Source organism: Faecalibacillus intestinalis (genome assembly GCF_015097455.1).
Lineage (GTDB): Bacteria > Bacillota_I > Bacilli_A > Erysipelotrichales > Coprobacillaceae > Faecalibacillus > Faecalibacillus intestinalis.
Genome location: NZ_AP024085.1, coordinates 2697976 through 2722425 on the forward strand (window position 1 = coordinate 2697976; position 24450 = coordinate 2722425).

The 24450-nt window shown below is 30.9% G+C and carries 31 protein-coding genes; 11 read left to right on the forward strand and 20 right to left on the reverse strand.

From position 1 onward, the window contains the following. Positions 1–69: 69 nt before the first annotated feature. Positions 70–750, forward strand: coding sequence for a DUF6198 family protein (locus tag Fi14EGH31_RS14310; protein ID WP_022002478.1), 681 nt, complete (start codon positions 70–72; stop codon positions 748–750). A 47-nt stretch (positions 751–797) separates the two neighbouring features. Here the strand turns inward: Fi14EGH31_RS14310 and Fi14EGH31_RS14315 are convergent, their stop codons facing one another. From Fi14EGH31_RS14315 to Fi14EGH31_RS14335, 5 genes are read right to left on the reverse strand one after another with little or no spacing between them, the layout of a single operon-like run. After that, positions 798–1214, reverse strand: a complete 417-nt coding sequence (locus Fi14EGH31_RS14315; RefSeq protein WP_200764969.1) for a flavodoxin family protein — start codon at positions 1212–1214, stop codon at positions 798–800. Between the two features lie 2 nt (positions 1215–1216). Next, positions 1217–1438 (reverse strand): hypothetical protein, encoded by a 222-nt coding sequence (locus Fi14EGH31_RS14320; protein WP_106987508.1) that lies wholly within the window; start codon positions 1436–1438, stop codon positions 1217–1219. Between the two features lie 13 nt (positions 1439–1451). Beyond that, a complete protein-coding gene (locus Fi14EGH31_RS14325) occupies positions 1452–2456 on the reverse strand; it encodes an alpha/beta hydrolase (RefSeq protein WP_200764970.1) in 1005 nt (334 codons plus the stop codon). After that, positions 2456–3436: an aldo/keto reductase gene (locus tag Fi14EGH31_RS14330; RefSeq protein ID WP_117867524.1), complete on the reverse strand. Its 981-nt coding sequence runs from the start codon at positions 3434–3436 to the stop codon at positions 2456–2458. The genes Fi14EGH31_RS14325 and Fi14EGH31_RS14330 overlap by 1 nt, the downstream gene beginning before the upstream one ends. 4 nt (positions 3437–3440) lie before the next feature. Then, positions 3441–4280 (reverse strand): oxidoreductase, encoded by an 840-nt coding sequence (locus Fi14EGH31_RS14335; RefSeq protein WP_117792255.1) that lies wholly within the window; start codon positions 4278–4280, stop codon positions 3441–3443. A gap of 108 nt (positions 4281–4388) precedes the next feature. Here Fi14EGH31_RS14335 and Fi14EGH31_RS14340 point away from each other — a divergent pair, with 108 nt between their 5' ends. Continuing rightward, positions 4389–5246 carry a LysR family transcriptional regulator gene (locus Fi14EGH31_RS14340; protein WP_107029131.1) on the forward strand — a complete coding sequence of 286 codons (858 nt, stop codon included), beginning with the start codon at positions 4389–4391 and terminating at the stop codon, positions 5244–5246. 17 nt (positions 5247–5263) lie between these two features. Here the strand turns inward: Fi14EGH31_RS14340 and Fi14EGH31_RS14345 are convergent, their stop codons facing one another. From Fi14EGH31_RS14345 to Fi14EGH31_RS14370, 6 genes are all read right to left on the reverse strand, one after another. After that, the gene (locus Fi14EGH31_RS14345; RefSeq protein WP_022002470.1) at positions 5264–5569 is read right to left on the reverse strand and encodes a PTS sugar transporter subunit IIB; all 306 of its coding nucleotides are present in this window, start codon (positions 5567–5569) and stop codon (positions 5264–5266) included. Further along, a complete protein-coding gene (locus Fi14EGH31_RS14350; protein WP_022002469.1) occupies positions 5562–6824 on the reverse strand; it encodes an apiosidase-like domain-containing protein in 1263 nt (420 codons plus the stop codon). The genes Fi14EGH31_RS14345 and Fi14EGH31_RS14350 overlap by 8 nt, the downstream gene beginning before the upstream one ends. A 33-nt stretch (positions 6825–6857) precedes the next feature. After that, a complete protein-coding gene (locus Fi14EGH31_RS14355) occupies positions 6858–8123 on the reverse strand; it encodes a PTS sugar transporter subunit IIC (protein ID WP_022002468.1) in 1266 nt (421 codons plus the stop codon). Positions 8124–8259: 136 nt separating this feature from the next. Continuing rightward, entirely contained in the window at positions 8260–9252 is a 993-nt protein-coding gene (locus Fi14EGH31_RS14360) for a LacI family DNA-binding transcriptional regulator (RefSeq protein ID WP_022002467.1), read from the reverse strand. 136 nt (positions 9253–9388) lie between these two features. Further along, positions 9389–10873 carry a glycoside hydrolase family 1 protein gene (locus tag Fi14EGH31_RS14365; RefSeq protein WP_118347080.1) on the reverse strand — a complete coding sequence of 495 codons (1485 nt, stop codon included), beginning with the start codon at positions 10871–10873 and terminating at the stop codon, positions 9389–9391. 83 nt (positions 10874–10956) lie between these two features. After that, positions 10957–11802 (reverse strand): aldo/keto reductase, encoded by an 846-nt coding sequence (locus Fi14EGH31_RS14370; RefSeq protein ID WP_117787977.1) that lies wholly within the window; start codon positions 11800–11802, stop codon positions 10957–10959. 82 nt (positions 11803–11884) lie between these two features. Here Fi14EGH31_RS14370 and Fi14EGH31_RS14375 point away from each other — a divergent pair, with 82 nt between their 5' ends. Further along, positions 11885–12292, forward strand: a complete 408-nt coding sequence (locus Fi14EGH31_RS14375) for a MerR family transcriptional regulator (RefSeq protein ID WP_117787975.1) — start codon at positions 11885–11887, stop codon at positions 12290–12292. A gap of 178 nt (positions 12293–12470) precedes the next feature. Here the strand turns inward: Fi14EGH31_RS14375 and Fi14EGH31_RS14380 are convergent, their stop codons facing one another. The 5 genes from Fi14EGH31_RS14380 to Fi14EGH31_RS15475 all read right to left on the reverse strand — a co-directional run bounded on the left by Fi14EGH31_RS14380 (position 12471) and on the right by Fi14EGH31_RS15475 (position 15495). Then, positions 12471–12725 (reverse strand): hypothetical protein, encoded by a 255-nt coding sequence (locus Fi14EGH31_RS14380; protein ID WP_117575420.1) that lies wholly within the window; start codon positions 12723–12725, stop codon positions 12471–12473. Positions 12726–12867: 142 nt separating this feature from the next. After that, on the reverse strand, positions 12868–13683 hold the full coding sequence (locus Fi14EGH31_RS14385) for an aldo/keto reductase (RefSeq protein ID WP_107029137.1): 816 nt from the start codon (positions 13681–13683) through the stop codon (positions 12868–12870). Further along, complete coding sequence (locus tag Fi14EGH31_RS14390; RefSeq protein ID WP_117575470.1) at positions 13676–14395, reverse strand: SDR family oxidoreductase; 720 nt, start codon at positions 14393–14395, stop codon at positions 13676–13678. Before Fi14EGH31_RS14390 ends, Fi14EGH31_RS14385 begins: the two co-directional genes overlap by 8 nt. Before the next feature lie 13 nt (positions 14396–14408). Next, a complete protein-coding gene (locus Fi14EGH31_RS15470; RefSeq protein WP_234697869.1) occupies positions 14409–15083 on the reverse strand; it encodes an aldo/keto reductase in 675 nt (224 codons plus the stop codon). Then, positions 15064–15495, reverse strand: coding sequence for an aldo/keto reductase (locus tag Fi14EGH31_RS15475; protein ID WP_234697803.1), 432 nt, complete (start codon positions 15493–15495; stop codon positions 15064–15066). The genes Fi14EGH31_RS15470 and Fi14EGH31_RS15475 overlap by 20 nt, the downstream gene beginning before the upstream one ends. A gap of 329 nt (positions 15496–15824) precedes the next feature. Between Fi14EGH31_RS15475 and Fi14EGH31_RS14400 the strand changes: the two genes are divergently transcribed. Both Fi14EGH31_RS14400 and Fi14EGH31_RS15770 read left to right on the forward strand, forming a co-directional pair. Then, on the forward strand, positions 15825–16133 hold the full coding sequence (locus Fi14EGH31_RS14400; protein WP_200764971.1) for a transposase: 309 nt from the start codon (positions 15825–15827) through the stop codon (positions 16131–16133). After that, positions 16096–16248, forward strand: a complete 153-nt coding sequence (locus Fi14EGH31_RS15770; protein WP_107029141.1) for a transposase — start codon at positions 16096–16098, stop codon at positions 16246–16248. Before Fi14EGH31_RS14400 ends, Fi14EGH31_RS15770 begins: the two co-directional genes overlap by 38 nt. Before the next feature lie 159 nt (positions 16249–16407). Here Fi14EGH31_RS15770 and Fi14EGH31_RS14405 read toward each other — a convergent pair whose 3' ends face one another. Beyond that, positions 16408–17532, reverse strand: a complete 1125-nt coding sequence (locus tag Fi14EGH31_RS14405) for an MFS transporter (RefSeq protein ID WP_117828363.1) — start codon at positions 17530–17532, stop codon at positions 16408–16410. Between the two features lie 95 nt (positions 17533–17627). Between Fi14EGH31_RS14405 and Fi14EGH31_RS14410 the strand changes: the two genes are divergently transcribed. Then, the gene (locus tag Fi14EGH31_RS14410; RefSeq protein WP_234697804.1) at positions 17628–18635 is read left to right on the forward strand and encodes an AraC family transcriptional regulator; all 1008 of its coding nucleotides are present in this window, start codon (positions 17628–17630) and stop codon (positions 18633–18635) included. Between the two features lie 32 nt (positions 18636–18667). Here the strand turns inward: Fi14EGH31_RS14410 and Fi14EGH31_RS14415 are convergent, their stop codons facing one another. The 3 genes from Fi14EGH31_RS14415 to Fi14EGH31_RS14425 all read right to left on the reverse strand — a co-directional run bounded on the left by Fi14EGH31_RS14415 (position 18668) and on the right by Fi14EGH31_RS14425 (position 20204). Beyond that, positions 18668–19042 (reverse strand): desulfoferrodoxin family protein, encoded by a 375-nt coding sequence (locus Fi14EGH31_RS14415; RefSeq protein WP_107029143.1) that lies wholly within the window; start codon positions 19040–19042, stop codon positions 18668–18670. Positions 19043–19151: 109 nt separating this feature from the next. Further along, positions 19152–19595, reverse strand: a complete 444-nt coding sequence (locus Fi14EGH31_RS14420; RefSeq protein WP_117864233.1) for an Rrf2 family transcriptional regulator — start codon at positions 19593–19595, stop codon at positions 19152–19154. A 93-nt stretch (positions 19596–19688) separates the two neighbouring features. Further along, complete coding sequence (locus tag Fi14EGH31_RS14425; protein WP_117480480.1) at positions 19689–20204, reverse strand: SDR family NAD(P)-dependent oxidoreductase; 516 nt, start codon at positions 20202–20204, stop codon at positions 19689–19691. A 721-nt stretch (positions 20205–20925) separates the two neighbouring features. Here Fi14EGH31_RS14425 and Fi14EGH31_RS15800 point away from each other — a divergent pair. The 5 genes from Fi14EGH31_RS15800 to Fi14EGH31_RS14445 all read left to right on the forward strand — a co-directional run bounded on the left by Fi14EGH31_RS15800 (position 20926) and on the right by Fi14EGH31_RS14445 (position 24393). Further along, on the forward strand, positions 20926–21621 hold the full coding sequence (locus tag Fi14EGH31_RS15800; RefSeq protein WP_455550745.1) for a recombinase family protein: 696 nt from the start codon (positions 20926–20928) through the stop codon (positions 21619–21621). Between the two features lie 30 nt (positions 21622–21651). Next, the gene (locus tag Fi14EGH31_RS15805; RefSeq protein WP_442345806.1) at positions 21652–22275 is read left to right on the forward strand and encodes a zinc ribbon domain-containing protein; all 624 of its coding nucleotides are present in this window, start codon (positions 21652–21654) and stop codon (positions 22273–22275) included. Positions 22276–22373: 98 nt separating this feature from the next. After that, positions 22374–22811: a radical SAM mobile pair system MarR family transcriptional regulator gene (locus Fi14EGH31_RS14435; RefSeq protein ID WP_107029146.1), complete on the forward strand. Its 438-nt coding sequence runs from the start codon at positions 22374–22376 to the stop codon at positions 22809–22811. Next, positions 22808–23497: a radical SAM mobile pair protein A gene (locus tag Fi14EGH31_RS14440; protein ID WP_107029147.1), complete on the forward strand. Its 690-nt coding sequence runs from the start codon at positions 22808–22810 to the stop codon at positions 23495–23497. Before Fi14EGH31_RS14435 ends, Fi14EGH31_RS14440 begins: the two co-directional genes overlap by 4 nt. Beyond that, entirely contained in the window at positions 23485–24393 is a 909-nt protein-coding gene (locus Fi14EGH31_RS14445) for a radical SAM mobile pair protein B (protein WP_107029148.1), read from the forward strand. The genes Fi14EGH31_RS14440 and Fi14EGH31_RS14445 overlap by 13 nt, the downstream gene beginning before the upstream one ends. The last annotated feature ends 57 nt before the right edge of the window (positions 24394–24450 follow it).

A 24450-nucleotide genomic window follows, 5' to 3' on the forward strand; every position in this document is an offset into this window, starting at 1 on the left:
GTTTCCAATTTGGAAACATTTTTAATTTTATAGATAAATGCTTCTATAATGCGTGGTGAGGTGATTAAAATGAAAAAAAGAAGAATAAATAGTGAGATATTGTATTTAATTGCAATATTAGTTTTATCATTTTCAATAGACTTACTGACTATTGCAAACATGGGGTTATCTGCTATAAATGGACCCGCTTATATTTTAAGTGAAAAAGTTTATTCACTTACTTATGGGCAAGCAGAATATATTGTTGAAGGGATTATTTTTATCATTTTTTGTATTTTAATGAAGAAATTTAAAATGACATATTTGAGTTCTTTTATCACAGGTGTTTTATATGCAACAATGGCAGATATTTGGAAAATAATTATTCCTTTCTTTCAAACTCAAAATGAAATATGTTTTCAATTTCGTATTGTTTATTTTTTTATAGGTTTTATACTTTCAGCAATGGCTGTCGCTATGTTTTATAAATCTTATTTATATCCTCAAATCTATGATTTTTTTGTTCAAGAAATATCAAAAAAATATCATATTACTTTAAAAATATTTAAAACTTGCTTTGATTGTACATTCCTTATTTTATCTTTTATCATGTCTTTATTCTTATTTCATGGAATTGTTGGTATTGGTATAGGAACTATTATTGTTGCTTTGTTTAATGGAACATTCATCAGTTTTTTCAAGAATTTTCTTGATAAACATTTTATATGTATTCCAAAATTCACCAAACTTGAAAAATATTTAAAGCTATAAAAAAGGCTATAATGAAAACCTAAAAGCTAGGTTTCTTTATAGTCTTTTTATTCAGCAATCATCCCTTTATAGTTCATACCATAAAGTTTAGCAAAACGACTCATTGTATATTCACCAGTCGCTAATTGTTCCTTAGTAGGTGCATATCCTTGGAAAACAAAATAAATATCCTTTCCTTGAAGTAAGCTTTCATCTACATAACCATAGAAACGATCTAAAACATTACGAATTGCTCCTGACATACTATGCCAATAAAGTGGTGAACCAATAACAATTGTATCTGCTTGTTTCATTTGTTCAATAACTTCATCTAATTGATCATCTTCAAAGTTTTGACCATAACTGTAGATTTTATAATCAACTAGATTTAATGTTTTAAATTCTTGATCTTTTAAGAATTTTTTAGTAAGTCTTACAGTATTTCCATTTTTATTAGGACTTCCATTAATAAATAAAATACTCATTTTTATATCTCCCTATAACTTATATATAATTGTGTTTCATTTCTAATAATTTTATAGTGTTTAATAATATTAATTAATAAATTAATTTGATATTCTTCGATATCCCCTATCAAATAAAGTTGTTCATTTGATAATAAGGGTTCAAAAGAATAATCATTAAGTTGTAATAGATTTATGATTTCATCTTTTTGTTTGCTTAGACAAACAATAATTGCTTTTTGCATTTTTTCACCAACTTTATTTATAAAATATATCTAATTTTTCAATTGCTTCTTTTACAACACTTTCTTTGTAATACGTTTGTATATGGGTTGCATCTTTAAGATAATAAAGTTCTTTTTCTTTTGTCGTAATCGCTAGTTCAAAAGCTTGTTCACTCATATAATTTGTATCAGCATGATCTCCAACCATCATTAATAATGGTTGATCAAGAAGATACATAAATTGAACTGGATCATAAACCATCAAATCCATCAAGTTTCTTTGTAAAAAACATGAATGACTATTAGGATGAAAATGTGTTTCTACATAATATTCATAACCTTCACGATACATTTCAATTGGTAATTGATGCCCTACTTCTGGTTTCATCTCTGTCATATTCGCATTATAAATCAAAGTATCTTCATTTAATTCTTTTTCTCGAATAGAAGCAACCTCATGAAGTCTTTTTAACACGGTATCAACTTGACTGTTTTGAAAGCCTTCACGTCTAACCGCTCCCATATTAAACATAGAGACAGTAGCTATTTTCTTTAAACGTTTATCCATTTGTCCACATGAAAGCAGATAGCCTCCACCACCGCAAATACCTAAACCATAGATACGTTGTGAATCAACACCAGGAAATGAGAAGATAACATCAATCATCCCTCTAATATCTTCTATGCGATAATAAGGAATATCTTGTTGTCTTGGCATTCCTTCACTTTCACCAAAAAACATGCAATCAGAGACAATTGTAATATATCCTTTTTCAGCAAGTCTTTGTCCATAAAGTCCAGCTGCTTGTTCTTTAACCGCTCCATCAGGAACAGCGATAACAATAGCAAGATATCGTTTATCTTTACTATAGTTTTTTGGTGTATAGATATTAGAAGCAATTTTTATGCCATTTAATTGATAAGTAATTGGATGTATTTGAACTTCATTTTCTTTATTTTCAGTTATAGCATTTTCATAAACCAATCCAAAAGGATTAGAAGAAAAGGGAAAAGCTTCCCTTTTATCTAATTGAATCATTAATGACCTCCAAACACTTTAAATTCCATTGTATTTAATTTATCATCAATTGTTTTAACTTCTTCTTGACTTAATTCAACATTACCTGCTTCAAAGTTAGATTGAAGTCTATCAAGTTTTCTTGATCCTGGAATTGGAATAATAAAATCATATTTATTAATCATCCAAGCAAGTGACACTTGAGCATTTGTCGCATGATGTATTTCACCAATTTGTGAAACAACTTCTAATAATTCATTTGTCTTTTTAATACCTTCATCACTATATTGTGGCATATCTGGTCTAAAATCTTGTTCTCCACTACCAAAATCTTTTTTAGATTGATAAGCTCCTGTAAGTGCCCCATTAGCAAGAGGAGAGAAAGCAACATAAGTGATTCCTAATTCTTTACATACAGGCATTAAATTTTCATGCCATCTAGCCATCATTGAATATCTGTTTTCAATAACAGTTACAGGACATACAGCATGAGCACGTCTTAAGTATTCTTCATTTGTTTCAGAAATACCCCATGCTTTAATTTTTCCTTCTTCAATTAATTCTTTCATCACATCAGCAACAACTTCTGGTTCTACTTTAGGATCAATACGATGTTGATAATAAATGTCAACATAATCTGTTTGTAATTTCTTTAATGATCCTTCTAAGGATTTTCTAATTGTTTCTGGTGAACTATCAAATTCAAGGTGATCACCCATATGTTTAACACCAAATTTAGTACATAAGATAATATCTTTTCTAAATGGTTTAACAGCTTCACCAACAACTTCTTCGTTATAAGCTGTACTTCCATCAGGATTAACTCCTGTATAACATTCAGCTGTATCATAGAAATCATATCCCATGTCATGTGCTTTTCTTAAAATTTCTACTGCTTCTTCTTTAGGCGTTGGAAGTCCACTGGCATGAGATAACCCCATACATCCTAGTCCAATCGTATTTACATACATATTTGTCTTTCCAAGTCTTACTCTCTTCATCTTTCTATTCTCCTTCATCATAGTCACATGATGCTGATACTTCAGCCCATTTATCTAATTCTGCAATTTTTGCTTCTAAAGTTGATTTAACAGCTGTTACGGCTGCTTTACCTAAAGTTAAAATTTCTGGTAAATCATCATTATGCACAACATCTACAATGACTTTACCAGCTTTATCTGGATCACCTGCTTGTTGATGTTTGTTTTCAAAGTTACCTGGTCTTGATTTACCTACGACTGCTTCATAATCACCAATTTGAGCTTTTGTTCCTTGTAAAGATTCACCATCATAGAATCTTGTTCTAAAAGCTCCTGGTTGAACAACCATTGCTTTAATACCTAATGGAGCAAGTTCTTTCATTAAACCATTTGTAAGTAATTCTAAGGCTGCTTTACTTGAAGCATAATATCCTGAACCTACAGCGGATCTTGCTGCTGCAATCGAAGTTACATTTAGAATATAGCCTGATTTTTGTTCTCTCATTTTAGGAAGAACTGCTTTGATTAATTCAATAGGTCCAAATAAATTTGTTTGATATAAAGTTTGAACCGCTTCAATTTCTCCTTCTTCTACTGCACTACGATAACCATATCCTGCATTATTAACTAATACATCAATTGTTCCAAATTTATCGTATGCTTCTTTTACAGCGTTTTTAATACTATCTTGACTACATACATCTAAAGAAACAGCTAAAGCCGTTTCTGGATAAGCTTCTACAATATCCATCACTTTATCTTTATTTCTTGCCGTAACAATTGCTTGATCCCCACTTTCTAAAACAGCTTTCGCAATTCCTTTTCCAATACCACTTGAACATCCTGTAATTAACCATGTTTTCATTTTTTAGTTTCTCCTTTTTACACACATATTTTATTTTTTTATTACTTAAAAGTACAATACCAATAAAGAAATGTGCTATAATTTAAACGCATAGTAGGAGGTCATTATATGATAGAACTTAATCAACTTGAACAACTTATTTATATCGCTGAAAATAAAACAATTTCTAAAGCTGCCAAAGAATTATTAATTTCACAACCAGCCCTTTCACGCTCTATGCAAAGATTAGAAAGTGATTTAGGAGTAGAACTCTTTGATCATTATAAAAATAAAATTGTTCTTAATAAAAATGGTGAATTAGCTGTTAAGCATGCTCAAAAAATCATTAAAAGTATTCAAACAATGATAAATGATGTACAAGATTATGATCAATCATTTCATCGTATTTCTATTGCAACTTGTTCTCCTGCACCCATGTGGGATATTGAACCTTTAATTAAAGAACTTTATCCACAAATAACAATTCAAACAGCCGTTATTAACAAAAAAGATTTACTTACAAAATTAAAAGAAAAAGAGTATCACCTTGTGATTACTCCTGAATATATTGATGATTCTCAATATTTTTGTATTCCTTATGTTGAAGAAGATCTTTTATTATCATTACCATTAAATCATCCTCTTGCAAGTAAAAAAGAAATTAAATTTCATGATTTAGATGGTCAAACCATGCTTCTTTATTCAAATATTGGTTTTTGGCATGATTTACATATGCAAAAAACCCCAAAAACTAAATATCTCTTACAAGAAGAACGCCTTACTTTTAATGAAATTGTCAAAGCATCAACACTTCCTTCTTATACTTCTAATCTTTCTATTAAAAGAGAGGGTAAGATGTCTGATCGTGTAATTCTTCCCATTAATGAAGAAGAAGCCCATGTCACTTATTATGTTGTGATGCTTAAAAAAAATAAGAAAAAATATAAAGATCTCATTGATAAAATTGATCATTATTATGATTATTAAAAAAGAGCAGTGTATTTTTATTTCTTACACTGTTCTTTGCTTTCTATAATAACATCTAACAAATCATTTATATGATTAATTTGTTCATTTGTAATTACTTTTGTTTCAATAGGTTTCAATAATTTACTTATATTTTTAAAATTATATCTAATTTGCGGCATAAGTAAAACTAAGTCATAATTACCTATTACTTTACTACAATCTTCTGTATGAAATGCTTCAACTTCTATGTTCAACTGCTTTTTTTCAATTTCTTCTTGCAAAACATGACAGATATTTTTTGCTGAAATTGAAAACGAACAAATTATCGCAACTCTATACATCTTTTTCTAAAATATATAATGCATCTCTATTAAAATATGTCATTTTAATAATGCTTGTCTTTCCATTAATTGTTTGAAGTGGTGAAACATATCTTCTTGTTAAATCAATTGCAATTGCTTTATAGTTTGATAAATCTAAATTTAATTCAATGTCAATATTGTGTGGAACATATAACACAATTTTATCATCTTTTCTAGCAATTCTAATTTCTGGATTTTCTTTTACAAGTAGTTCTTGTATAGCTTTTAACCCATATAAATCATAAGTTTCAAATATATATTTTATATAACCATAATCCCAAGCACCATCAAAGCATAAAGCTTGTTGCCAACATTTAGGAGTCGCAAATCCTTCTCCCAACGAAGCTTCAAATCCTTTATTTGTAGTATGCCAACTATAGATTCCTGCCGCTCCATAAGTAATTCCAGCACTGGCTCCAGAAAGTAAAGACATCCATGCAGCTCTAATGATATCTTCTTTACTCCATCTTCCATACATTTGTCTAGAATATCCCATATCTTCATAACATGGTTCACTATTTATTACCGGTTTACCTTTATATTTATCTGCCATTTCTTCTGCAAGTAAGTAAGGCATTCCTAAGTTTTGAGCATTATGACCACTTTGATAAAAACATAAATCCAAATATGAATAAAGATTATCTGGTATATATGTATATCTTCCTTTTATGTGTGTTGTATATAAACAATTAGGTGCTAATTCTTTTATTTGTTTAGCACATTTAACATAATATTCAATACATTGTTCTGTATTAAAATCAGTATCTCCACTAATAATATAAAGTGGTTCATACTTTGTAAATGTTTCATGAATAATATTTATATAATTGTCAATACAATCTATTGGCATAATACCTTTTGAATAAAATTGACTTGCCCATGTATCAGGAACAAAATTACACCACATTATAACAAGCGCTAATTCAAAGCCTTTTTCTTTAGCACGTGCGCACATTTTATCTGCATGCTCAAAATAAGATAAATTTAATTTTTTATAATTATATTTTCCATCAATAACTTCAAAAGGTTCATAACATAAATCTGTGGCGGATGCGTCCCATTGAGGGAGGATGTTGATTTGTAATGTGTTAAAACCTTGTGATTTACGATAATCTAAATAATAATCCCAATCATTATCTTTAATATTTGTAAATGCAGACCAGCATGTATCTGCTAGGTAAAAAAATGGTTTCCCATTTTTCATTAGAATATTGTTTTCTATTGTAAGTGACATAATTTTCCTCCTATTTATTTTCTGTTGTAAATGCTATTCTACGGTAGCTTCTAAACTTTGTTCTTGTTCATATCTTTGTTTATCAGAAACTTTAAAGAATGGATACCAAATTAAACATCCAATGAAAATACATACAACTTGTAAAATTGCAGCTTGCCAACCCCCAGCAAGTAATGGTTTTAAGATAATTGGCATACACCATGGTACTTGTACACCTGTAAATCTTGGTACTAAACCTATGTACATACTGAAATAAGCAACTAATGTTTGTACAATTGGTGTTAGAATAAATGGTATTGCCATTAATGGGTTCATAATTAAAGGATAACCAAATACAACTGGTTCATTAATTGTGAATAACCCAGGAATAATACCTAATTTCCCCATTGTCTTATTTTGTTTTGATTTAGCAAATAATAAGATAACGATACATAATGATAAAGTACCTCCTGCACCACCAATTCCACTAAAAGTATCATAGAATGTATTACATAAAATATTTGGTAAAGCTTTACCAGCAGCATATGCTTCTAAGTTAGCTGTTGCCATAGGTAAATATACAGCAGTAATTACACCACTAATAACATTTGATCCATGAATTCCAAAGAACCATAAAAGCATTTGTACTAAAATTAAAACCACTAAAGACCATACACTTCCACCTAAAGAATTTAAAGGTGTCACAATAACTGTATAAACTAACTGTGTAAATGAACCATAAGGAGTAAATGAGAATATTGTAGCCACAGCAATGAAAATTAATCCTACTAAGATTGCTGGAATTAATGCTGTAAATGTATTAGCAATCATTGGTGGTACACCATCTGGCATTTTAATTTTTAATTTATCAACATTCATAAATGCACAATAGATTCTTGTAGCTATCAATGCAGCAATCATTGCACCGAATAAACCTTTAGCACCCATAAATTCCATCATCAATCCACTATCTTTTGTTAGTGGTGTAGTAATAAAAAATGCAAAAACTGAAATTAATCCTGCTGGAATTTGATCACATTTAAAACTTCCAGCTAAACGATATCCAATTAAGAATGCTGCATAAATTGATAAACAGCTTGTTGTTACTGTTGATGCAGCTAAGAAATAAGTTTTAACTCCTATTTTTTCAATAAATTGTAAATAAGGATCAAATGGGAATACCCCTAAAAGACATCCAATTGAACCAATAATCAAGATAGGTAATGTCCCCATCAATCCTTTAGAAATAGCATCTAGATAAACATTTGATGCAACCTTAGATGATAGTTCCAAAGCTTTATTAACATATTTGTTATCCATTTTATTTTTCCTTCCATCTCATACATATTCTAGTAGTGTTGCAACTCTCTACAACCAAAAGTATAATGAAAGTGGTTTCATCGGTCAATACTCAAACTAAATTTTTATTTAAGTTTTAACTAAATATTTTACTTATTTATTTAGTGCTATCACGTTCTATTATTTCAGTACTTACCATTATTTTTAATGTATTTTCATTTTCAGAAAATTTCTCTATCAATCTTTTTACTGCAACTTCCCCTAGATATCTTTTATTTACTCTGACAGTTGTTAATGATGGTGTTGAATAACTTGCAAATGAAATATCATCAAATCCTGTTATTGGGACATTGACATTAAGCTCTTGCATAGCTCTTATAGCCCCCAATGCAATATAATCATTAACTGCAGCGAAGGCATCTGGCATCTCATCTTCTCCATTTATAAGTTCTACTAAGTAGTCCTTAAAATCTCTATAACTATCATCTATCGTTGGTTGAACAAAGGCTTCTAATTCTGGAACTACATTTAATCCATTATCCATCATAGCTTGTAAATAACCCATTTTTCTTTCTTTAAAGTTATTTATTTGATTAATAGAATTAATCAATCCAATTCTTTTATACCCTTTTTTAACTAAATAATTTGTTATTTCATACATCCCATCTCTATTATTAATAGATAAAAAATCACATTTTTGATTTGTATAAGCATTATCGATAATAATATATGGTATTCTAAAATTTTCAAATCTTTCAACATCTTCTAACTGCATTTCTGTTCCTAAAAGAATTAATCCGTCACTTTTTGAAACATCATCAAGTTGTTGTATTTCTCCTATCTGATCACTATCTATATATATAATATTTAATCTATAATCTTGTTTCGTTGCCTCATTTTCTAAACCTCTAATCAATTCAGAAAAAAAAGGTGTGTCACCAACAACTCGCTCTTTTTTACTATAAATAACAAGTGTCAAAATACCTGTCCTTTTTCCAGTTTTAAAATATCCTAATTTTTCTGCCACTTCTATAATATGATCTCTTTTTTCTTTACTAATAGATCCTTTTCTATTATTAAGTGCATTGCTTACTGTTCCAGGAGAAACTCCTGCTTCTTTTGCAATTGCAGCTACTGTTACTTTTTTCAATATAATCACCTCTTCTTTGATTATATCACAATAAACAAATAACTAAATATTTATTATCTTTATTTACCTTTAAAATAAAAAAAGATATGATATTTTTAAGATTTCACTTTTTAAAAATTATCATATCCATTATTTCCTAATCTAAATCATTTCCATGAGATTCGATTACTTTTTTATACCAATAGAATGAATCTTTTCTTCTTCTTGATAAATCTCCAGTACCATCATCGTATTTATCAACATGGACAAATCCATAACGTTTTGCTGTTTCACCTGTAGATGCTGAAACTAGATCAATACATCCCCACATAGTGTATCCCATTAATTCTACACCATCTTCATTGACAGCTGCATCCATAGCTTTAATATGATCTCTTAAGTAATTGATTCTATATGTGTCATGAATTGAACCATCTTGTTCGATTTTATCAAAAGCACCTAAACCGTTTTCTACAACAAATAATGGCATTTGATAACGATCATATAATCTATTTAATGCATTTCTAAGTCCTGTTGGATCAATTTGCCATCCCCAATCAGAAGCACTTAAATAAGGATTCTTTAATCCAAGTGATAAGTTTCCTCCACCTGCTCCTTGATATTGTTCAGGATTATATGCTGCAACTTGTGACATATAATAAGAGAATGATAAGAAATCAACTGTTCCTTCTTTAATGATTTCTAAATCACCATCTTCAATTGGAAGAGTAATTCCTTCTCTTTCAAATTCTTTTAAACGATAAGATGGATAGTATCCTCTACATTGTACATCTGTATAGAAAATATTATTATGTGTATTTTTCCATGCAGCTAATGTATCTTCTGGATTACATGTCATTGGATAAGTTAAAGCATAAGCTAACATACATCCAATTTTAAAATCAGTATTGATTTGATGTCCTAATTTAACAACTTTAGCACTTGCGACAAATTGATAGTGTGCCATATTGATCATTGTTTGTTTATCTTTTGTAAGCACACCACCTTCCATCCATGGTGACATTTCTATACAGTTGATTTCATTAAATGTAAGCCAATATTTAACTTTATCTTTATATCTATTAAAAACAACTTCACAGTATCTTACATAACAATCAATTGTTCTTCTATCAGCCCATGAATTCCAAGCTTCAGTTAAAGCGAGTGGTGTTTCATAATGTGATAAAGTTACTAATGGTTCAATACCATATTTTAAACATTCATCAAAAACATTATCATAAAATTTTAATCCCTCTTCTAATGGTTGTTCACCTTCCATACCTCCATTAGCGAAAATTCTAGACCAGGCAATAGATAATCTAAAACATTTAAATCCCATTTCTGCCATTAAAGCAATATCTTCTTTATAATGATGATAAAAATCAGTAGCTTCATGGTTAGGATATAAACAATCATCAAAACATTCAAAATGATCAACATCTTGATAATCAGCCCCAACAAACATAGGTGCTTTTACTTTTTCACCGGATTTATTAACAAAAGTAATACAACGAGGTTCTGTATGTGTTCCATTAGTGATAACATCATCACTCGATTTACCACGTCCTCCTTCGTTCCATCCACCTTCATATTGGTTAGCAGCTGTTGCTCCACCCCATAAGAAATTTTTTGGCAAACTCATTAATATTTCCTCCTTCAATTTGTATTTATACTATATCATAAGATAAATAATTATTGTTGTATGTTCATTATTAGAAAATACTTTTACATATTTTCTAACATACTTTTTGTTCTTTGATAATCTTGTGAAGGTTTTGTATTATACTCTAATAAGTCGAATGATGATAAATATGACATTTCTTCTTCATTTAATTGAAAGTCAAATAAATTTAAATTATCTTTCATATATTGTTTTTCCATCGGACGTGTAATAACACTTATTCTATTTTGTACAAGATATTTCATCGCAATTTGTCTTGTTGTTTTATTATACTTTAATGCTATACTTTTTACTTTATCATCTTCATAAATAGGCAAAGTTTCTTCTTTACCAAAGACTTGATATCCTTGTAAGACTGTTCCTTTTTCATTCATAACTTCTAACATTTGTTTTCTTTGACATCTTAAAGTAACCTTTATTTGATTAACAACCGGAATAATTTTATTAAAATGAACTAAATCAAGATATTGACTCTCTTGATAATTAGATATACCAATACTTTTAATGAATCCTTCTTCATACATCTTTTCAAGTTCACGATAAGCATGATATGTATTCCCATAAGGCCAATGAATAAAAACAAGATCAAAATAATCTGTTTGTAGTTTTCTCATTGATTCTAATAAAGACTTTCTAACTTCTTCTCCTTCAAAGTTTGTAAACCATACTTTTGTCGTTAAAAAGAGTTCATCTCTTGGAATTCCAGCTTTTCTTAAAGCACTGCCTACAATTTGTTCATTTCCATATATTTGAGCACAATCAAACAAACGATAACCTTCTTCATAAGCTTCTTTTAATATTTTTGTACACTCCTCTTCATCAAAAATATTCATTGTTCCAAAGCCTAATAATGGCATTTTTAAACCATTATTTAATGTAATATAATCCATATAATTCTCCTTTACATCTATTTTTTTTTTACTACAATAGAATTGTAATACCCTCGTGTAACTCGATGTCAAGGAGAAAACAATGTATACATTAAAACAAGCATGTCAAATATTAAATTTAACTGAACATACTATCCGCTATTATACAGATATCGGTATTGTAGAAGTAAAAAGAGATAAAAATAATCATCGTTTATTTGATGAGCAAGCACTCGATTGGCTTAAAGGAACTAAATATCTAAGAGAACTTGGAATGTCTATTCAAGATATCAAACTTTTTCATGAATTATGTAAAAAAGAAGGCAATCAAGCAATTCAAGAGCGTCTTGATATTTTAATAAAACAAAAAGAAAAAGCTGAAGAAGAACTTGAAGCGGCAAAACAACGTCTCCAATTTTTGAATCATAAAATCGAAAAAGAAAAAAGGATTCTGAATCATCTTATTGATGATAATCAAAATCCAAGTAAAAAAATATATACTAAAGATTAATACTTACTTTACTTATGAACAATTGCGTTCCATTGTGAATAAAAAATTATTTCTTTATATATCTAGTTGCTGTACTTTTTCCTATCATTCCAAGTAATCCTTCTTTTCTCATTTTGCTTGTTTTTCTATTGTTTTTACATCTTTTGTACCAAATACTCCTAAAACACATATAAGAATACTAACAACAAAGAATAAAACCATACTTATGTTTTGATACAGTTACCATTCTTTCAATAATTGGATTAATACCATTTAAAAGAGCTAAAACAACACTATAAACAATAGCAATCAAATAAATATTATGAACCAAAATAAAACTAAAACCAAAAATAGATGAAATAACTAATAAAATCATATTTACTTTCTTTTTATCATATCGATCACATAAATCACCAATAAATGGTTGGGTATCATAGATAAAATATAAGAACATGATACAACAAAACTTACTTCACTTGCTTTATCTTTATCCATTAAATATACTGAAATAAGTCCAGAAAAAACAAAGCCATAGATAAATAATAAAACATATACATCAAAAAATAACTACCTTCGTATTTTTTTATGATTGTCTCCTAAAAATCAAAATTATCTGGATCAGGTCCTGTTCTTTTATGTTGATTTAATTGATTAATTAATTCAACATCTTCATTTTCTAGTACAAAATTAAAGAGATCTATATTTTCTTTAATTCTATTTTCATGAACTGATTTAGGTAATATAACAATACCTTTTTGTAATAACCATCTTAAAATAATTTGTGCCGATGATTTTTGATATTTATTAGCAATTTCTTGAATTTTTGGATTGTTTAAACAAGCTCCACTTCCTAGTGGTGACCATGCTTCAACACCAATTTTATTTTCTTTACAATATTGAATTGTTTCTTCATCAACCATTTGCGGATTAGTTTCTATTTGATTAATACTAGGAACAATGTGAACCTTTGATAATAGATTTTGAAGATGTGATTTTCTAAAGTTAGAAACTCCTATACTTCTAGTTAATCCTTCTTTTTGTAATTTTTCCATTTCTAAATATGCTTCTACATAACCTTCAGCTGGCCAATGAATCAAATAAAGATCAACATAATCTAATCCTAAGTTTTCCAAACTTTTCTTTAAAGCTTCTCTCGTGTTACCACTACGAACATCATCATTCCATAATTTTGTTGTAACAAAAATTTCATTTCTTGGTATACCACTTTCTTTGATTGCTTCACCAACAGCTTTTTCATTATGATAAACTGCAGCTGTATCGATATGGCGATAACCATTTTTTAATGCTGTCAAAACTGCATTTTTTGTACCTTCATGACTTTGCCACACACCTAACGCCACTACTGGCATTGTTAAACCATCATTTAATTTAATTCTTGTATTTTTATTCATAATCTTCATCTCCTAATTTCCATCCATAATCGTTGTGATATATCATTAATTTTGTCATTCCACCATCAACACAAATATTTTCACCTGTAATAAATCCAGCTTCTTCACTACATAAAAAAAGTACTAAATGAGCAATATCATCAACTTTACCCACTCTTTTTACAAGATGTTGATTAACATCACTTCCTTGATATTCTTTATTTTCTGTATCGATCCATCCAGGAGAAATACTATTAACTCTTGCCTTTTTAGAAAGCGAAACAGCCAAGGCATGAGTTAGTGCTGAAAGAGCACCTTTAGCTGCACTATAGCTTTCACTTTGTGGTTGTGACATACGATCTCTCGTTGATGAGATATTAATGACACATGCATCTTCATTTAAATAATCTTTTAATAATTTTACTAACATAAAAGGACCTGTAACTCCTACTTGTAATGCTTCATTGAATTCTTCATAGCTACAACTATCAATTCCTTTAAATATAGGCTTAGCATTATTAATAATATAATCTACATGTCCATAGTCTTTGATAACCTTATTTGTAAAACATATTAGATCCTCTTTATTCCCTATACTCCCTACAAAATAGTCATTATCTAAAACATCAATTATACAAACATGCGCCCCTTGTTTTTCAAACGTCTCTTTAATACACCTTCCAATTCCTTTTACACCACCAGTTAATACAACAACTTTATTTTCAAATTTCATTTTCATTCCTTCCTTATTTATCAAAAACATTTGATACTTCTTTTAATAAAGAAATAATTTTAAGATGTTGTGGACAAACACCTTCACATTGACCGCATTTAAGACATTGATTCGCCTTTGCATGATCATCACTTGTATGATCTTGATACCATGTTTGATAACGTGAACTTTCACCATAAAGTATTTGACTGTTATAAGCTGTAAATAGATCTGGAATTTGTATATTTAAAGGACATCCTGTACATGGAATAGTTGGTTTAGATAAAACTGTTTTTGTTACTTGATCTACAAGTTTATATTCTTCATTATTTAAGGGCACAAAGTTTGACATTGTTGCTAAATTATCATTCATTTGTTCAAGCGTTGACATTCCTGATAAAATCGTCATTACACCTTCCTTAGATGCTATAAATCTTAAGGCCCATGAGGCAATTGATTTTGAAGAATCATAATTTTTATAGATTTGTTCAATATCCTCACTAAAACTTGCAAGTGTTCCACCTTTAATTGGTTCCATGACCACAACTGGTTTATGATGTTTTCTAGCAATCTCTAAATTTTTTTTAGATTGAATAACCCCATTATTCCAGTCTAAATAATTGAGTTGTAATTGAACAAAGTCTACTTCTGGATGTTCTGTTAGTACTTGATCTAAAAATTCAGGTGTATCATGAAAAGAAAAACCAATATTTTTTAATTTTGCCTTGCTTTTTCATTTCTTTAATAAAATCAAAACAATGATATTTTTCATAGGTAAGATAGTGTTTCTTTTCTATACTGTGTAATAAATAAAAATCAAAATAATCAACACCACTTAACGACAATGATTCTTCAAAGATTCTTTGAACATCATTTTCATCTTTTAATTTCCATGCAGGTAGCTTATCAGCTATCGTATATGCTTCTCTTGGATAGCGTTCAACTAAAGCTTTTTTCATAGCTTTTTCACTACCAGCATAAGCATAAGCTGTATCAAAATAAGTAAAGCCTGATTTCATAAAAGCATCTACCATAGTATTTACTTTTTCTTGAATAATTGTTCCATTTTTATCTTTTGGTAATCTCATTAAACCAAAACCTAATTTTGAATTTGATAACATTTTTCTCTCCTCTTTCCTTAATCCACTTATAGTTTAAAAAAGAACTCTTCTCCTTACAATATTTCATCATTCAATTAAAATGCCATTTTAGAAAACACATCTTAAAATTATTATTTTTGTAAATAAAATTTACATTTCCTAATTATGATAATGATTATTTTATAAATACCTTTTTAAACTTCTTATGATATCTTTTCTTCAAAATAAAAAAAGATATCATAGGAGTGAGGTGAAAAGATGAAACATATTTATTTGGAAACATTATTTAATAAAAGAAAAAAGATTCAAGGATGGTATAATTCTTAAAAAAAATAGATTAAAAAAACAAAATGAAAAGGATACAAGGAGAAAGAATTATCTATCCAGTGGGAGAGGAATTCGATGTAGAGAAAGTAGTAAAAGATACAAGAAGTGAATATGAACGTATCAATATAACATTTATAAATCATCATTGTGAAAGATGCTCACTGAGAGGAAAATATACAAAATCAAAATTTGGAAGAGAAATAACACATATTTTCCAGATGGAAGAATATCAAAAAGAAGCAAGAAGAAATGTGAAAAGCGGTGAAGAATTAAAGCTGATGTTTCAAAGAAACAATGAAACAGAAGGAACATTTGGAGACTGGAAAAGCTAACCAAAAATATGACAGATTGTATCGTCGAGGAGAAAATGGTGTAAAATTGGAGATATATCTGGTGGCAATAGGTCATAATATAAGGAAATATCATAGCCAAAAGAAAATAAAATGAATTAAAAAAGCGGTAGTTCTTTTTAAGTACATCAAAAAAACAAGTTCACATTGAAAAAAGTGAATACGATGATTTTGATATTTCTTTAAGAAAATAAAAAGAAAGGCTGTAACCTTTCGAAAGTTGTTAAAAATCTACTTACTCGTTACAACACCCCCTTTATTTTTTTATTACTCTTTTCGAGATACCAAAAATAAGAATAAGAATAATATATAAAATCCCAGTAATAATAAATTGACTATTTAACGAAGAGGTAAAATGATTTAAAAGCACACCATAATAAGGTGTAATAAAAGACCCTAAACTTTGTAATATTAAAAGTGCTGTTGTTCCAACACTACCATAGATTGCTACTTTTTCCTGTAAAAAGGGAACAAAAGCCATATAACCATAACCAAGCAAGAATGCTGATATATAAACAATCCATAAATTATGAATACATCCTGCTAAAATAAATGATACTGCACAAATAATATAGAATAAAATAAGGGAATGATCTTTTAATCTATTATAAATAGTGCCATACATAGCGCCTGCAAGAAGTGATCCAATAGAAATCAACATAATAACAGTTGAGCCATCTCTAACACTTCCATAATGATTAATTGTAATTAAAGAAGAGCCTTTAATTACAAAGAAAGTTGCAAAATTAACAGACATAAAAGACAAGATTGAATAAAAAATTATTCTTTTATAATTCACTTCTTGCTGAACTTCTTTTGAATTTTGGCTATCTTTTGCATTAGGAACATATTTTAAAACAAAAAAGAAAATCAAAAATGCAATAACATATACCAGAAAAGAAACATGCCACCCATAAGCAAGTAACATTCCTGCTACATAAGTCGTTAAAAAACTACCTAATCCTCCAATTGATCCTTGTAGTCCAATCATTTGACTTCTTTCTTTTCCATCAAATAAACTTACAATCATAATTAATAAATTAGAATTAATCATTCCTACCCCAAAACCAAAAATAGCTCTTGAAATAAGCATGATATATACTTCTTTAATAAAATAAGGAATAATTCCACCTATTCCACAAATAAGCAATCCTATTAAAAGTGATGTCTTATGATTCATTCTTTTTGCTAAAAAACCATTTAATAAAATAGCAAGCATTACAAATAACGAAGGAATTGTTGTCATTAGCTCAATCGTAGATAAAGCAACATTTTTAAAAGTATATGCTATAGCTGGAATATTTCCAGCTATAGCATTTTGACTTGCTGTTACTAAGCAACAACTCAATATAGCTATTTTTAATATCATTTTTTTATTCATATTTTCACCTCACTAGCATTATATCAAAAACACAATGATTAATTTTAATCAATTAAATAGACTATTTTTAATATATAATAGATATGGTGATAAAAATGATAAATAAACTAATACAATTTGATTTAGATGAAAAACTCTTTAGAGAATATTACTATTTAGAAAAAACAGCTAAAAACATTCAAGACTTCAAACTAAAGTATCAAGATGATGCTTATAATTTAAATATTGTTCTAAATCCTGAAATTCTTCAAACCCATAGTTTAGAAGAAGATTATTTTGAAAAAAATCAAGATATAATTATTTTAAAACATCCCCGTTACATTCCTTTTTTTATTCATGATCATGATTATTTTGAAATCATATATATCCTAAAAGGAAATGCCATTCAAACGATAGAAGATAAAGTAGTTGAATTACAAGCTGGTCATCTTTTCTTACTAGCCCCTCAAATAAAACACGGTATTAAAGTTTTTAATGATGAAACAGTCCTATTAAATATTTTAATTAGAAAAAGTACATTTCTAGATACATTTTCTGATTACATGAAAGAACATGATATAACTTTTGATTTCTTTTTAAGTCATTACTATGCAAAAGATAAAATCAGTTATCTTCATTTTCATAGTAAGCAAGATATACAAATACAAAATATTATTTTACAAATGTACGAAGAAAATAACATGCAAGATTCTTATTCGAATACAATTTTATGCCATTTATTTTCTTTATTGCTTGCTTACATACAAAGAAAAACTCAAGAAAACACTGAAATCACAACAAATATCGAAAAGAATGAAAACTTAAAAATCATTCAATATATAAACGATCATTATAAAACAATTTCTTTAGAAAAAATAAGTCAACATTTTCATTATTCAATTCCTTATTGTTCTAAATGGATAAAAGAAAAGACTGGTTATTCTTATTATGAATTATTAACACACATTAAATTACAAAAAAGTAAACAATTATTACTTAATACAACTTTATCAATTTCTCAAATTTCTAAACAACTCAGTTACAAAAATCCCGAATCTTTTATTCGTACCTTTAAAAAATACGAAGCCATAACTCCTCAAGCATATAGAAAAAATGAACAATAAAACCTATTGTTCATTTTTTCAAACATCGAATATTAAGCTTTCCATAATCCATGTAGATTACAATATGCATAAACTTCTTCCACTGTTTCATTATCACAAAGTTTAAAATCAACCGCTGGTTTTTCACCAGGTTTTAAATATTTTCTTTGAATGCCTTGATCTGTTTTTAAAGAAATCCATTCAATCCAATGTTCTGCAAACATTGGATGTTCAACTTCTCCTACTTCAACATGTACAAGATCACCTTCTACTGTATAAACTGGTACATGTTTTTCAACAGCTCCATCTTCAATACCAGCTTGGAGTTCTTGCATCACTTCACCACAACATACAACTGGTACTCCTTTGTCTTCAACTTTTTCAATAATGTTTCCACAATGTTTACAAATATAAAATTTTTGTTCCATAGCCTTTTCCTTCTTTCATTATCTAGTAATTATTCCTATTTATAATATACTCTATTATTCACTAAATAACAAGAAAAGTACATATTTTTACAAAAAAAAGTAGTTTGCACTACTTCATTTCCTGTTGAACATAAAATCTTGTATCTTCAATAACATCTTTTAAAGTAATGGAAGATAATTCATCTTCCATTACTTTTTGTACTCTCATTAATTTATTATCTAAGATATTATGTATATTCTTTCCTACTGGACAATTATTATTGGGATTTTCATGAAAATGGAATAATTCGCCATTTTCTACACATTCTACTGATTGATAAATATCAAATAACGTAATTTGATCTAATGGTTTAGCAATCGTAGTACCTCCTGTTCCTCTTTGAACATTTAATAAATGACTTTTCTTTAAAGAAGAAAGTATTTTTCTAATGATTACTGGATTGACATTAATACTTGTAGAAAGAAAATCACTTGTTATCTTTTGATCTTTTCCAAAGGTATCGATACACGCAAATATATGAACAGCTATTGTAAATCTACTTGAAATTTGCATAACATATTCCCCTTTCGTTTTTATCTTACAAAACACAAATTGTAATGTCAATCATTACATTTGAATCTTATTCATCAAAGTTTGTTTGATCACTTATATCTTTCCATTTTTTATTTCATTAATTTGATCAGATAAAATTTTTACTACTAAATTTGTTGTACCTTTACCTAAAAGAATCATTTTAGGATAATCTTCTTTTTCAATTATTGAAACAATGACTTGAGCTGCTTTATAAGGATCTCCTTTTTGACCAAATGGATCTTGAGCTAATCTTTGACGTGCTTCCTTAATTTTCGCATAATCATCTATACCTCTATCTTCACTAGGAATATGTGAAACCCTAAAATTTGTTCTAAAAGGGCCTGGTTCAACAATCATTACCTTTATTTCTAAAGGTTCTACTTCATCCCTTAAAGAAATACTCATCTTTTCTAATGCCGATTTGCTTGCTGAATAATAACCACTTCCACCATTACATGTCAATGCTCCTAATGATGAAATATTGATAATTGCGCTAGATTTTCGTTTTCTCATTTCTGATAAAACTTCTTTAATTAGACAAACTGGTCCTAAAAAATTAGTATTAAATAATTCTTTTACACCCTCCAATTCGCCCTCTTAATGATCTTTATCAGTTAATTAATCAAGAATTTTCTAATATTCATTATGAATCAAAAGTCTGTTCATCTGAAGAAGACTTAATAAAAGGATTATATAATGAGGCGTTTCAACTCATTATTCTCGATGAAAATGTTATTTGCCACTCATGGTGTAGTAAGTTTGAAGAGACTTCTTAATCACTCAATTTTAGAGAATGGGAGCTCCAAATTGATTAAAAAGTCTCTTGAGGCTTATTTTTTTACCTCAAAGGGCAAAATTGTACTTTTTTAAAAACATTTCAAAGCAATACGACTTTTTACCCTCTGCCACCTGTGTATAGTGTAAGAAACTTTTTTACCGACACGAAATCCAGGAAAATGAGAAAAGTTATGTTGCGATCCTGTAAAAAGGCGTCTGAGCAATGGGTTATGTGTAAGGAATTTTTTTCGGTTTCTTACACGAACCTTGGAAACAGAATAGCCTGCCCATAGGGATACCAGATTTTTTCTGGAAATACGTCCCGGAAACATCAGAACCCGGTACAGGAACGGATATGGGGTGAGAACAGGAGCCAAATTAGAGAAAGGGGGGCGTCAGAGGATGGCACAGACACAGGGATTCATGACAGCGTTGTATGAGCGTCTTAGTCGTGATGACGAATTAAACGGAGAGTCCCAATCAGAAAAAGCTTCTGGAGCAGTATGCAAAGGAACATGGCTTTACAAATCTGATTCATTTTACGGATGATGGAATTTGCGGCACAAGATTTGACCGCCCCGGCTTTCTTGCCATGATGAAAGAAGTGGAGTCCGGGAAAGTTGGGACGATCCTGATTAAAGATATGAGCCGAATGGGAAGGGATTATCTGAAGGTTGGGCAATATATGGAACTGCTTAGACAGAAGAATGTGCGTCTGATTGCAATGAATGAGAATGTAGATAGTTTTCGGAAGGATGATGATTTCACCCCATTCCGAAATATTATGAATGAATGGTATGCAAGGGATACCAGCAAGAAGATTAAATTAACCTTTAAGGCAAAGGGAAAATCCGGCAAGCATGTAGCCAGCACAACACCATACGGTTACTTAAAATATCCGGAGAACCCTGACCACTGGATTGTTGATGAAGAAGCAGCGAAGATTGTACAGCGAATTTTTCATATGACCATGGACGGGCGTGGACCGTATCAGATTGCAAGGATTCTGAAAGAGGAACAGGTGGAGATTCCGGCAGTGCATATGGCGAAAAAGGATGCAGGGTTATGGAAAGGCAGGGTGGATGAAATCAAAGATCCTTATGGATGGGGTTCCTCCACTGTTGTAGGGATTTTGAAGAAACGAGAGTACCTTGGTCATACGGTGAACTTTAAAACCAGAAAACATTTCAAGGATAAGAAAAGTCATTATGTCGGGGAAGATCGGTGAACAGTATTCGAGGACACACAGGAACCTATCATGGATCAGGAAACCTTTGATAACGTCCAGAGGATCAGAAGCAATGTAAGAAGATACCCAGATGGATGGAGAGAAGCACATCCTTTGACCGGACTGATGTATTGTGCGGATTGTGGAGCGAAAATGTATGTTCACCGGGTAAACAATGGAAAGAGAGTTCCACAGTATACCTGTTCAGCATACTCAAAGATTCCGGTTGGAACACTCTGCCCGACACAGCACAGAATCAACGCTGATGTGGTCATGGAGCTTATCAAGGAGCTTTTAAAAGCGATTGCAGAATATTCCCAGCTGAACCGGGAAGAGTTCATAGAGACGGTGAGAAAGGCACAGACCTCACAGCAGTCCAGTGAGATTACAAGGCTGAAAAGCAGGCTGTCAGAAGCACAGAAGCGTGTACAGGATCTGGAAAAACTGCTCTGCCGGATTTATGAAGATAACATTCTTGGCAAGTTGCCGGATGAACGTTATGCAGTTCTGGACGGGCAGTATTCTAAAGAGCAGAAAGAACTGTCAGCAGAGATTGCAGAGATGGAAGCAGAATTATCCGGTTATGAGGAAGAAAAGCAGTGGCTTAAAAAACAGAATTTCAAAAATACTGCTGAAGATGCATATACGGGATAAATACAAATCGGAATTTACTTCTACTTAGACATACAAACTGTTGACAGTAAAACTCCTATATAGTATTATTTGATAAAATACTATATAGGAGTTTTTGTATGAAAATGAATGGCGGATTTCTTGTTACCAAAATAAAACAACTTGGAGATCGAATCTTTGAGAAGATTCTCAGCGAAAAGAATATTGATGCGTTTAACGGAGCCCAGGGGCGTATTCTTTATGTACTGTGGCAGGAAGATGGAATCTCAATCAGGTCACTCTCGATTAAATGTGGATTAGCGATAACTTCTCTTACTACGATGCTGGAAAGAATGGAAAATCGAGGGCTGATAAGACGCGTTCAGTCTGAAACAGACAAAAGGAAAACACTCCTGTTTCTGACTGAAAAAGCACATGCCTTAAAGGACGAATACGATTCTGTATCTGATAAAATGGGCAGTATTTACTACAAAGGTTTTTCGAAGGAAGAAATTACCCAGTTTGAGGAATACCTCGACCGTATCAGAAAGAATCTTGAGGAGTGGCAGAAATCATGAGTATTTGTATCAAAGATCAGATTCAAAACATGAATATCGTCATCGGATGTACAGTGGGGTGTGCATATTGCTATGCCCGCAATAATGTGAAACGCTGGCATATGATTGATGACTTTGCTAACCCTGAATTCTTTCCGGGTAAGCTCAAGATGATGGAAAAAAAACGTCCGCAGAACTTTCTTCTTACCGGCATGAGCGATCTTTCCGGCTGGAAGTCAGAATGGAGAGACGAGGTATTTGAAAAAATCCGTGAAAATCCACAGCATCAGTTCCTGTTCCTTACAAAGCGACCAGATCTGCTGGATTTTGATACAGATTTAGAAAACGCATGGTTTGGTGTTACGGTGACGAGAAAAGCAGAACTGTGGCGTATTGACGCACTACGGGAAAATGTCAGAGCAAAACACTATCATGTTACCTTTGAGCCGCTATTCAACAATCCAGGTTCAGTTGATCTTTCCGGGATCAACTGGATCGTTGTCGGCACCATGACTGGAGTTCAGAGCAGAAAGGTTCATACGGAGCAGGAGTGGGCATGGTCTCTGACAGATCAGGCGCATATGCTTGACATTCCGGTATTTATGAAGGAAGATCTTGCCCCTATCATAGGGAATGAAAATATGATTCAGGAAATGCCGGATGAATTCAATAAAGTGTTGGAGGTACAGAGATCATGGCAGAAGTAATAAATGGAATCCTCATTAATGAGGCGGAAACAAAGAACATCATGACCAAGTCCAGTCTGCCTGTAGGCGGTTACTCGGTCAATCCATATGTAGGCTGTACACACGCCTGCAAGTATTGCTATGCTTCTTTTATGAAGCGCTTTACCGGACACAAGGAGGAATGGGGCACTTTCCTTGATGTGAAACATTGGCCGGAAATTAAGAATCCGAAGAAATATGCCAGACAGCGGGTGGTCATCGGTTCTGTGACAGATGGCTACAATCCACAGGAGGAGCAATTCGGGAATACCAGAAAACTTCTGGAGCAGCTGATCGGCAGTGACGCAGATATTCTGATCTGCACAAAGTCGGATCTTGTGGTACGAGATATTGATCTGCTGAAGAAGCTTGGACGAGTAACCGTTTCATGGTCGATCAACACACTAGATGAAAATTTCAAGAACGATATGGACTCTGCTTCTAGCATTGAGCGCCGTATCGCTGCTATGAAGCAGGTATATGAAGCAGGTATCCGTACAGTCTGTTTCGTATCTCCGGTATTCCCCGGTATCACGAATTTTGAAGCAATCTTTGAGCGGGTAAAGGATCAGTGCGATCTGTTCTGGCTCGAAAATCTCAATCTTCGAGGCGGTTTCAAAAAGACAATTATGGATTATATCGCCGGAAAATATCCTGATCTTGTACCACTTTACGACGAGATCTATAACAAGCATAACCGCAGCTACTTTGAAGCACTTGAAGTAAAAGCTGAGGAAATGGCTAAGAAGTATGATTGCCCATTTGTGGATAATGAAATGCCTTATGGTAGAGTCCCGCAGGGACATCCGGTGATCGTAGATTATTTCTATCATGAGGAAATCCGAGGGACAGAGAATACAGGAAAAAGAAATCGTTAATCTAAATGAAAATTAAACTGATGATGGTGGAGAGATTTATTTATCGCCATTTGAAAT

Excerpts from the sequence above, each read along its gene's own strand:
- Fi14EGH31_RS14310 (WP_022002478.1), top strand. The coding sequence starts at position 70 with ATGAAAAAAAGAAGAATAAATAGTGAGATATTGTATTTAATTGCAATA.
- Fi14EGH31_RS14315 (WP_200764969.1), bottom strand. The coding sequence starts at position 1,214 with ATGAGTATTTTATTTATTAATGGAAGTCCTAATAAAAATGGAAATACT.
- Fi14EGH31_RS14320 (WP_106987508.1), bottom strand. The coding sequence starts at position 1,438 with ATGCAAAAAGCAATTATTGTTTGTCTAAGCAAACAAAAAGATGAAATC.
- Fi14EGH31_RS14325 (WP_200764970.1), bottom strand. The coding sequence starts at position 2,456 with ATGATTCAATTAGATAAAAGGGAAGCTTTTCCCTTTTCTTCTAATCCT.
- Fi14EGH31_RS14330 (WP_117867524.1), bottom strand. The coding sequence starts at position 3,436 with ATGAAGAGAGTAAGACTTGGAAAGACAAATATGTATGTAAATACGATT.
- Fi14EGH31_RS14335 (WP_117792255.1), bottom strand. The coding sequence starts at position 4,280 with ATGAAAACATGGTTAATTACAGGATGTTCAAGTGGTATTGGAAAAGGA.
- Fi14EGH31_RS14340 (WP_107029131.1), top strand. The coding sequence starts at position 4,389 with ATGATAGAACTTAATCAACTTGAACAACTTATTTATATCGCTGAAAAT.
- Fi14EGH31_RS14345 (WP_022002470.1), bottom strand. The coding sequence starts at position 5,569 with ATGTATAGAGTTGCGATAATTTGTTCGTTTTCAATTTCAGCAAAAAAT.
- Fi14EGH31_RS14350 (WP_022002469.1), bottom strand. The coding sequence starts at position 6,824 with ATGTCACTTACAATAGAAAACAATATTCTAATGAAAAATGGGAAACCA.
- Fi14EGH31_RS14355 (WP_022002468.1), bottom strand. The coding sequence starts at position 8,123 with ATGGATAACAAATATGTTAATAAAGCTTTGGAACTATCATCTAAGGTT.
- Fi14EGH31_RS14365 (WP_118347080.1), bottom strand. The coding sequence starts at position 10,873 with ATGAGTTTGCCAAAAAATTTCTTATGGGGTGGAGCAACAGCTGCTAAC.
- Fi14EGH31_RS14370 (WP_117787977.1), bottom strand. The coding sequence starts at position 11,802 with ATGGATTATATTACATTAAATAATGGTTTAAAAATGCCATTATTAGGC.
- Fi14EGH31_RS14375 (WP_117787975.1), top strand. The coding sequence starts at position 11,885 with ATGTATACATTAAAACAAGCATGTCAAATATTAAATTTAACTGAACAT.
- Fi14EGH31_RS14380 (WP_117575420.1), bottom strand. The coding sequence starts at position 12,725 with ATGTTCTTATATTTTATCTATGATACCCAACCATTTATTGGTGATTTA.
- Fi14EGH31_RS14385 (WP_107029137.1), bottom strand. The coding sequence starts at position 13,683 with ATGAATAAAAATACAAGAATTAAATTAAATGATGGTTTAACAATGCCA.
- Fi14EGH31_RS14390 (WP_117575470.1), bottom strand. The coding sequence starts at position 14,395 with ATGAAATTTGAAAATAAAGTTGTTGTATTAACTGGTGGTGTAAAAGGA.
- Fi14EGH31_RS15475 (WP_234697803.1), bottom strand. The coding sequence starts at position 15,495 with ATGTTATCAAATTCAAAATTAGGTTTTGGTTTAATGAGATTACCAAAA.
- Fi14EGH31_RS14400 (WP_200764971.1), top strand. The coding sequence starts at position 15,825 with ATGAAAAGGATACAAGGAGAAAGAATTATCTATCCAGTGGGAGAGGAA.
- Fi14EGH31_RS15770 (WP_107029141.1), top strand. The coding sequence starts at position 16,096 with ATGAAACAGAAGGAACATTTGGAGACTGGAAAAGCTAACCAAAAATAT.
- Fi14EGH31_RS14405 (WP_117828363.1), bottom strand. The coding sequence starts at position 17,532 with ATGAATAAAAAAATGATATTAAAAATAGCTATATTGAGTTGTTGCTTA.
- Fi14EGH31_RS14410 (WP_234697804.1), top strand. The coding sequence starts at position 17,628 with ATGATAAATAAACTAATACAATTTGATTTAGATGAAAAACTCTTTAGA.
- Fi14EGH31_RS14415 (WP_107029143.1), bottom strand. The coding sequence starts at position 19,042 with ATGGAACAAAAATTTTATATTTGTAAACATTGTGGAAACATTATTGAA.
- Fi14EGH31_RS14420 (WP_117864233.1), bottom strand. The coding sequence starts at position 19,595 with ATGCAAATTTCAAGTAGATTTACAATAGCTGTTCATATATTTGCGTGT.
- Fi14EGH31_RS15805 (WP_442345806.1), top strand. The coding sequence starts at position 21,652 with ATGGATCAGGAAACCTTTGATAACGTCCAGAGGATCAGAAGCAATGTA.
- Fi14EGH31_RS14435 (WP_107029146.1), top strand. The coding sequence starts at position 22,374 with ATGAAAATGAATGGCGGATTTCTTGTTACCAAAATAAAACAACTTGGA.
- Fi14EGH31_RS14440 (WP_107029147.1), top strand. The coding sequence starts at position 22,808 with ATGAGTATTTGTATCAAAGATCAGATTCAAAACATGAATATCGTCATC.
- Fi14EGH31_RS14445 (WP_107029148.1), top strand. The coding sequence starts at position 23,485 with ATGGCAGAAGTAATAAATGGAATCCTCATTAATGAGGCGGAAACAAAG.